The 9,105-nt window shown below is 38.0% G+C and carries 6 protein-coding genes; 5 read left to right on the top strand and 1 reads right to left on the bottom strand.

Annotated elements, in window-relative coordinates; genetic code table 11:
• Window positions 1-747: 747 nt before the first annotated feature.
• Window positions 748-1,740: a TenA family protein gene (locus tag F6K54_RS43030; protein ID WP_366558180.1), complete on the top strand. Its 993-nt coding sequence runs from the start codon at window positions 748-750 to the stop codon at window positions 1,738-1,740.
• Between the two features lie 504 nt (window positions 1,741-2,244).
• Here the strand turns inward: F6K54_RS43030 and F6K54_RS19955 are convergent.
• Entirely contained in the window at window positions 2,245-3,552 is a 1,308-nt protein-coding gene (locus F6K54_RS19955; protein WP_293080927.1) for a pentapeptide repeat-containing protein, read from the bottom strand.
• A 207-nt stretch (window positions 3,553-3,759) separates the two neighbouring features.
• Here F6K54_RS19955 and F6K54_RS19950 point away from each other — a divergent pair, with 207 nt between their 5' ends.
• From F6K54_RS19950 to F6K54_RS19935, 4 genes are all read left to right on the top strand, one after another.
• Window positions 3,760-4,962: an RNA-guided endonuclease TnpB family protein gene (locus F6K54_RS19950; protein ID WP_293080924.1), complete on the top strand. Its 1,203-nt coding sequence runs from the start codon at window positions 3,760-3,762 to the stop codon at window positions 4,960-4,962.
• A gap of 411 nt (window positions 4,963-5,373) precedes the next feature.
• A complete protein-coding gene (def, locus tag F6K54_RS19945) occupies window positions 5,374-5,940 on the top strand; it encodes a peptide deformylase (RefSeq protein ID WP_293080921.1) in 567 nt (188 codons plus the stop codon).
• 512 nt (window positions 5,941-6,452) lie between these two features.
• Complete coding sequence (locus F6K54_RS19940; protein ID WP_293080919.1) at window positions 6,453-6,653, top strand: hypothetical protein; 201 nt, start codon at window positions 6,453-6,455, stop codon at window positions 6,651-6,653.
• A gap of 576 nt (window positions 6,654-7,229) precedes the next feature.
• The gene (locus tag F6K54_RS19935; RefSeq protein ID WP_293080916.1) at window positions 7,230-8,591 is read left to right on the top strand and encodes a PrsW family glutamic-type intramembrane protease; all 1,362 of its coding nucleotides are present in this window, start codon (window positions 7,230-7,232) and stop codon (window positions 8,589-8,591) included.
• The last annotated feature ends 514 nt before the right edge of the window (window positions 8,592-9,105 follow it).

Here is a 9,105-nt window from a genome sequence, read left to right as displayed (position 1 = left end):
CCTCCAGCATAGCTGCCTTCCTTTCTCCAAAGTGTAAGTATTCAACCGAACATGATATAACTTCCTAAAAAAAGGAAGGAGGAAGAGGGAAGAAACAATAATTTTCTATTAAAATAGATTTTTCCATAAATCATCAGCATATTTCATATTTAGGACTTACGCATGAACGCTATTGGTAGTAGCGCGTTAAGCTGAAAATGATGTATTAAATTTTTTAGTATAATTCTTGCTATGACTAAGGTTTGGAGAATTTTCCTAAAACACTATTTTAAGCTTGACACGGCAGTAGGGTGTGTTAGCGCTAGCGTAACTGAGCAATGCACCATATGCAGTGCATTTGCGTAAGTCCAGATATTATTCAGGTATACCAGTCGCGGGCAAGATGCCCGCACTTGCATTCACTTTACCATTTATATTTGTACCTTATCTATCTGCAATCTGCTGTATCTACATTTCTGAAATTTGTTGAATAATCTTAAACTAAAACATAATATAATACCACTAAATGAATTTATGGAAAATATGATAAGCTAAGAATAGTTTAGATTCTATAGCGCTGCGCGCAGGCAGCAGGCAACAGCTCATCTGGCAATAGGGGGAATAAATTGCTGAGAACATAAGATTTTAGCTATTGGACAATTCCTGCAATTTGTAAATATACCAGCGCACATTGCTATATATTCCTTGTTCCCTGTTCCCTGTTCCCTGTTCCCTGTTCCCTGTTCCCTTTGAAAAAACTTTAGATATATGGTTTCAATGCAAAACAGCTTATCAAATAATTTATGGAAAATAAATCAACAATTAGCAACAGTCTGTTTATCTCATCCTTTTGTGGAAGGAATTGCTGACGGTACACTGCCTCATAAAAGTTTTGCCTATTATGTTGGGCAAGATGCTTTTTTTCTCAGAGCATTTGCCCGTGCTTACAGTATTGCTGCAGCTAAATCTCCTGATTGGAAAATATTTGAACTGTTTCATACTCTTGCAGGAGGGGTGAAAGAGGAACTACAACTTCATCAAAACTATGCTGGAAAATGGGGAGTCAATTTAGAAACTATTACACCAGGATTTGCTACACGACGTTACACAGATTTTTTGCTAGCAACAGCATGGAGTAATAATATTGGAGCGATCGCCGCAGCAATGACTCCTTGTATGCGACTTTATGCTTTCTTGGGACAACAGTTAGCTACACCAGAAATCCCAGATCATCAATATTCTGAATGGATTCGTACTTACAGCAGTAAGGAATTTGAACATTTGACGCAAAAGCTCGAGAAAGTGATAGACATCTACACAGATAATACTCAAGAAGCAGAATCAAACTACTGTTATGCCATGCTCTGCGAACGAGATTTCTTTCAAGCAGCTTGGGAAATGGGAAAAGAGGAAGTGGAGAGCATACCCGTGGTAGCTGCAACTGAACGCAAGATTGCTAGCGGTTCCACAACTCCTGGTGAGACATCGTGGGTTGACTACCCACCAGATGGGATCTATGTGGATATCGATACCAGTAAGGCAGGCTTTACCGAAACTCCACTTTACTTCACTTCGATTAGTGGCCAAATCCATCATTGGATGACTTACGGCGCTACTTCAATCTACGACGCATCACCAACAGGATTCCGTGTGTACATATACAAACAGTCTGTCATTTCCAATCATCCCGACATTGTTCTGACTCCCCAGAAGGCTAACAGCTTTTTGTGGCATATTAACTGGATGGCGATCGGCAAATAATATCATGTCCGGTTGAATACTTATTATTAAGGTAAGTAGGGGGGTAGGGGAGTAGGGGAGTAGGGAAAATAGAAAGATTTACTGTTTAAGCACTCATGATAAGTTTTTTCCAGATCGCTCTTATCCGGACATGATATAAGACTCAGAGTGCGACGGCAAACTGACACTAGCAGATAGACTTCCCAAATATCTCGGTATCTCTCCTGAAGCTCTGATATCATGTCCGGTAGCATCGGAGCGTGTATAAAATTAAGGTGACACTCTTGAGAAAACCTTCTGCCTCCTGCCTCCTGCCTCCTGCCTTCCTTCCGCCAAAGTCTAACTATTCAACCGGACATGATATGACTTCAGGAGGAATTTAATATTTTCAAGACTAAAGTTCGCACTTTGTTGATACCTAAAAACCATAAAACCAATATCATTCAATGCTTCTATATTTAATCAGCAAGCCCTAATTATCAATTATTAATTATTAATTATTAATTATTAATTATTAATTATTAATTAATGCCCCAACTTATTCGGAATACCTTCACAACCGCCAGGTATTTTTCTCCTACTTTTTTCCCCACACCAAGCACAACAATAGTAACGTTGTTCGTCAGACAACCGCTTGACTCCACTAAAGTCAACATTTTCTACCACTGCACCAGTACAAATACCTGTTTGATAGTTAGGTATATTAGTACGACTGCGAGGAGTAGCAGTTTCCGCACTACCATAGAAAAATCTCGCTCCCCTCAAGTCAGCACCTACCAGACTTGCTTCATACAAAATAGTACGAGAAAAATTAGCTTTTACTAAGTCACAATCACTAAGATTCGCTCTAACAAGATTAGCATCACTCAATTCTGTCCACCGCAAATCTGTTTTTGTCAGGTCAGCTCCTGCTAACATTACTCCTAAATCAATCACACGAATACCATATTCCCTGTCTTCCGCATAACCCCCATTACCATCCAAAATAGGCCGACCAAGTTGGCGATCGCGCTTAATCGGTGTTATTAATCTAGATTGGGATAAAAATCTGAGAATTTTCGCTTTACCTTCTGCATCTACACTTTTAATAATAGCTGCTGTGCGTCCTTCAGCGATCGCTCTTTCCTGTGGCCAATCTTCCAATAAACCTTTTTCATCCATTGCCAGATCAGAAACTCCTTGAAAGTAAGCATCAATGGTTTGTTGTTGAGTGATGCGGTTTTGCTGAATGGTCAAATCTTTGGAAATAACGTATTGTCGCCAAGCTACATATACAGCAATAATTGCAATTAAGATTTGACCCAAAGCTCCAATGAGTTCGCCCACCGCTCCAATGGCATCCCAGTTAATCTGAATATTACGAGTACCTGGTTCTTGGTTTGCTCCACTTAACATCAGTAAACCAACAATAGCAGCCAAGATTCCAAAGCAAGCAATAATCAGGTTACGCCAAACTGGAGGAATGAGGTTTTTCCAGACTTTACCCCAACTAGGCCAAATCATTCTGATGGAAGCTACCATTGCCACAACTGCACTGCTATAACCAAGCAGTACATTATCTATGGCTAACCCCAGAATCATTAACGCAATTGCTGCCAGGGAGACAATGGACGCAATTCGATTCTTTGGCCCTTCATCTCCTTGATTGTTCGCCAAACCATTGAGTTGTGTGGGAGAGGCGGGTAACATTTTTTCTATTTCGTTGTCTACCAAGTTTAATTGGTCTATTGATGTTTTTACAGGAGCGATCGCTGCTTTTGTGCCATTAGAGTTTTCTGAGGTAGGACTGGTGTTTGGAGAATTATCTGGAGAAGAATTTGAATCATTACTCATAGAATTTTTAATTTTGATTTTTTGATAGACAATTAATTAGTTAAGTTTTTGTAATATCTATAAAGGGCTAGAAAGATGAGGAAAGAGAAGTTATATCAATAATTTTACCAGAAAATAGGGTTTAAAGCTTCCCCCTTTTAGGGGGACTTTTAAATTGTTTTTTTTTTGATAAATATGTTATAATCTTATTAGTTTAAAATTCAGGTTATGAAAGCTAGATTTAAGTATCGTATTTATCCAACACCGGGACAAAAATACCGATTAGCCAAGTTATTTGGTTGTGTCCGTGTGGTTTGGAATGATAGTCTAGCTTGCTGCCAAGAAAAGTATAAATTAGGAGAAAAGAAACCCACTAATTCAAAACTACAAAAACAGTTTATCACTCAATCGAAAAAGACTGAAGACAGAGAATGGTTATCAGAAGTTTCTGCTATACCATTGCAGCAATCTTTAAATGATTTAGATCAGGCTTATCAAAACTTTTTCAAATCAACTAAAGGTCAGAGGAAAGGTAAACCTATTAAACCTCCTAAATTTAAAAGTAGAAAGTCAAAGCAAACTGCTAGGTTTACAAAAGGAGGGTTTAAAATTGGTCAGCATAAAGTTTATTTAGCTAAGATTGGAAAACTAAAAATAGTTTGGTCAAGGGAGTTACCTGGTCCTCCATCATCAGTAACAGTAATCAAAGATTCCGCTAATAGATATTTCTTGAGTTTTGTAGTAGAAATACAACCAGAAGTCTTACCTAAAACTGATAACTCAGTAGGTATAGATTTAGGTATTAAAACCTTTGCTACATTCAGCGACGGTACAAAGGTTGATGCTCCTAAGCCACTGAAGAAACGAATTAAGAAATTAAGAAAATTAAGTAAGTCACTATCTCATAAAACTAAAGGCTCTAAAAGGTATGAAAAAGCACGGGTTAGAGTGGCTAAGTTCCATGCCAAACTGAAAGATACAAGAACAGATTTTCTACATAAATTATCTACTAAAATAATTCGTGAAAACCAAACAGTTGTTTTAGAAGATTTAAACGTTTCTGGTATGATTAAGAACCGTAAATTATCTAGAGCAATATCTGATTTAGGTTGGAGAACTTTCAGAACATTCCTAGAAGGAAAAGCAGAAAAATATGGTCGTGATTTCAGAGTAATTAGTCGTTGGGAACCCACATCTCAAACTTGCTCTAGCTGTGGATTCAAAGGTGGAAAGTTAGACCTCAAGGTGCGAGAATGGGAGTGTCTAAACTGTGGCAGCAAACACGATAGAGACGAAAACGCAGCGATAAATATATTAGTCGCCGGAGGGCATTTGGAGACAAAAAACGGACGTGGAGGCAAGCGTCAGACTAGCGTCAAGGTAGCAGCAGCCAGTGAAACGTCAACCCGCCGAGGAGTTACGGCTCGGTAGGAATCCCCGCGCCTTTAGGACGGGGAGGATGTCAAGGGTAAATTTTGCTAGAGTTTAGGTTTTATATCAATTATATTGGGACTGAAGAAGTCAAAAGTCAAAGGTCAAAAATTAAAAGTCAAAAAATATTGATTAATCTAGGACTCTGTCCAGAGAACAATTAGTTAAGGCTCAGAGGCCGTATATTTTCTATTAGGATAGATAGAAAGAGGCGTTGCATAAATGCGGGATGATTTTAATAGTTTTGTGGAATGGGCATCTTGCCCGTTCCCCCGTTCCCCATTGCTGATATTTTCGGGCAGGCAGGATGCCTACCCCACTTATATTCATTCCGCCCCTTAGCAATGCCGAGAAAGAGGTTCAAAAAGTACCTTTGTTTCAAATTTAGCCATTTTTTGTAAGCGTAAAATTATGACAACTTCTGAAATTTTAGTTAAGAAAGAAAAATTAGAGAACCCGCCTTTGGAAATAAATTATTTGGGCGATCGCTCTTTGCGTCAGTCGGCGAAGCGTGTGACTAAGGTAGATGATGATATTCGGAAACTTATACGAGAAATGCTCCAAACTATGTATAGTGCTGATGGTATTGGTCTGGCGGCTCCCCAGGTTGCTGTCCAAAAACAAGTAATTGTTATAGACTGCGAGCTAGATAATCCCGCTACGCCCCCTCTAGTTTTGATTAATCCTACGATTAAAAGGTATGGTAAAGAAGTTTGTCTTTTCCAAGAAGGGTGTCTGAGTATTCCTGGGGTTTATTTGGATGTTCAACGTCCCGCAATAATTGAAGTTGCCTACAAGGATGAAAATGGTCGTCCGAAAACTCTTCAGGCTAAAGAATTATTATCTAGGGCAATTCAACATGAAATGGACCATCTTCAAGGGGTGCTATTTGTAGACCGAGTAGAAAATAAATTGGCACTGAATGAAGAGTTGACTAAGCATAAGTTCTCTCCTAAAGCTGTCAAATCTGTTTCTTAAAGTCTCGCGAAATTAATAGACATCTCCAGAAAAGAGGGAACAGGGAACACCGGAGCTGGGAACAGGGAACTCGCCCCTCCCCCTCCCAACCCACCCCTAGCCCCTCCCAGGAGGGGAGGGGAACAATTGATAATTTATGGATAAGAATTGATTGTCTTTTTGATTTTTACCAGATGTCTAATAGACATCTCGGAGTAGGAAGTAGTAGGGACGTTGCATGCAACATCCGTACAGAGTAGGGGGAAATAATTGATGATTTATGTAGGGTAATTGATTTTATTGCCAGGAACGAGTGGGTTAGGACTTATCTTAATGATGAATCTTAGACAGAGAAATTCTTTTCCCACTGTTGCCTGTTCCCTGTTGCCTTTTCCCTGTTCCCTGCTATATTTTTGATTTTTGGATATGTCTAATACAAAAGCAATAGTCCAGAAGTTTAAGATCTATCAGTTCTTAACTTTAGTGATTATCATAAAAAATCAAAAAAGTCAATATTTTCGGAGAAGAAAGTTATGGTAGGAACTCCTAAATCAACATTGCTGTTGGGTGGGTGCTGTATAGCAGCGATCGCGGCAGTTGGTTCTATTTTTGAGTTGTCCTCTGGGGAACCAGAATTAGGTGGTCTAGTAACAGGGATAATTTTGAGTCTGAGCATTCCTCTAGCCATTTTACTCTTTTATTTAGCAATTCAAGATGCTAAAGCAAATCAGTAGAAATTAAAGAAGCACTCAGCAAGATTATTTTTTTGTGCTAGAAGGGATACGAAACCCCTTCTAACCTACATTCCGCACGACAAAAAGCAGTATAAAAAATTAGAATTCTGCAATCCTGCAATTCTGCAATTCAGGAGAAAATAATAACGTATAAATTGAGTATTTATGCTTAATATTTTCCCAAAAATTTGACTCTTAAGAAAGGTTAATGAAGATAATTCATACAGTATAAATACTTAGCAAAGCCATGATTTTTATACTACTTTTAATGTTACGCTCTTGACGTGCGGAATGTGGGTTCTAAAATTAAAAGACAAGCTAGAAGTCGAAGATTTAAACTCAAGCTTTTAGTGCACTGAAAACTTTTTGCAGAGCATTCCGGTGCAAATACCAATCGCTAGTTCAGCAATGAACAATGAATGATTTTAAATTGACAATTAACTGTTTATTGCTTATCAATGAACGAAGGCAGCGGGAGCTAAGGGCAGAAAAAATAATTCCCTTCTGCCTTCTGCCTTCTGCCTTATGCCTTTCCTAATAACTATTTTGACTACAAATTTTAAAGATATCTAAAAAATGGCATTTCTGCGACAACTGTCTACAAGAGGGGTATATGAGGAAAAACTCATAAAAGAGCATCTATCTGAGACAGAGGAGGTAGTGCTAGGACGCGATCCCAAGTGTCAAATTGTTCTAGAGACAAAATTGTATAAAACGGTTTCTCGCCGTCATGCGCTAATTCGTATTCAGACTAAGCATACCAAAGCTACTGGTTTCGTATGGGAAATCTGCGACCTCAATAGTTCTAATGGTACTTATATTAATGGACGAAGAATACAGGGAAGTCAAATTTTACAGGTGGGCGATCGTATTAGTCTGGGTTTCAATGGGCCAGAATTCATCTTCGATAATTTATCCCACCAAAAACCAACCTCTTTAGTATCACCAGTAGTAAACTCTACACCACTTCCTGTTAATTCTGTTGGTAGTGTTGGAGATATTGGAGATACTGATTCGATAACTTTAACCCAGTTATTTCCTATTGCCTCTACAGGAAAGCAATTAGCTAAAAAAGCTTATCTTTATCCAGGTATTATCACTATATTTTTTGTGATTTTAATGTTTTTAACAGTGGGTAAAGCAATAGCTTTCAATTTTTTATTAGCAGCTTATATTGCTAGTGCAGCTTATTATTTTGTTTATCAACTTTGTGGCAAACAAAAACCTTGGTGGGTGTTATTCGGAGCATCTTTAACCACTGTATTAATTTTATTAAGTCCAATTTTAACCTTGTTTATTGGAGTATTTCGTTTTATACTTCCTGGTGATATATCAGTCAATCCTCAGCAAGTTGGCTTTCTTAATTTCCTGATTAGAATGTTTTTTGGCGCGGGATTAATGGAAGAGTTGTTAAAAGCATTACCCGTTTTTTTAGTACTATTTATAGGTCGTAATTTACCTTCTCCCTGGCGAAATAAAATTGGTGTTTGGGAACCTTTAGATGGAATTTTATTAGGAACAGCTTCTGCAGTAGGATTTACTTTATTAGAAACTCTTGGACAATATGTTCCGAGTATTGTGGATAGTGCTAGTTTACAATTGGGAGTAGATGCAGGTCAATTGGTAGGATTACAATTGTTAATTCCCAGAATTTTAGGTTCAGTAGCTGGACACATGGCTTATAGTGGTTATTTTGGTTATTTTATCGGATTAAGTGTTTTAAAGCGTCGTAATAGTTGGTTGATTTTAGGCGTTGGTTATTTGACTGCATCTATTCTTCATGCTTTATGGAATGCTTCTGGAGTTTTAAATATATTTCTTTTGGCTTTTGTGGGAGTTATTTCTTATGCTTTTTTGGGGGCGGCTATTTTAAAAGCTAGGGTGCTTTCTCCTACAAGGAATGAAAATTTTGCTACTCAGGTTTTAATTAATAAATGAAATTGTATTGGAGGGAAAAAATAGTATTTACTATAGCCTATAGGTTTTGGCTTTGTTGCCATATGACATTTAGTTAGTCCTACAATTTGACTAATTTCACCAGAAGCTATTTGATTTTATTTGATAGGGGAAAATTTTGATAGAGTGCTTCTAATCCTTGCTTGGATAAAGTATTTTTTTGTTCCTTATTCCTTCCTGTTGACTAAAATCCCAAACTTGTATATCTCACTAAATTTTAAAAATCTTATATATAAGGATATTACCCAGTTAAATATATTTAACTGAGTGATAAAAAGATGCCTAGTTTGACATACTCCCGACGTTGCGCATAGCGCGACAACGCGGGATTCTTCAGTCATAAAAAAAATGACCGCTGTTTCGTGTGAGGTGATGTCCTCCCCCTGTTTTGCTCTTAATAATAACATACATACCTGCTAGCTTGTCAAGGGTATAGGAAGGTTTTATTTGTGGAGATATCCGACTCAAGGCCCTGGCTTTCCCATCCCTCCGCTCC

Origin of the sequence: Okeania sp. SIO3B5 (assembly GCF_010692555.1) — a bacterium.
In the GTDB taxonomy this organism is placed as follows: domain Bacteria; phylum Cyanobacteriota; class Cyanobacteriia; order Cyanobacteriales; family Microcoleaceae; genus Okeania.
The sequence above is the reverse complement of the archived record's forward strand: the minus strand, read 5'-3'. Positions and strand labels throughout refer to the sequence as shown.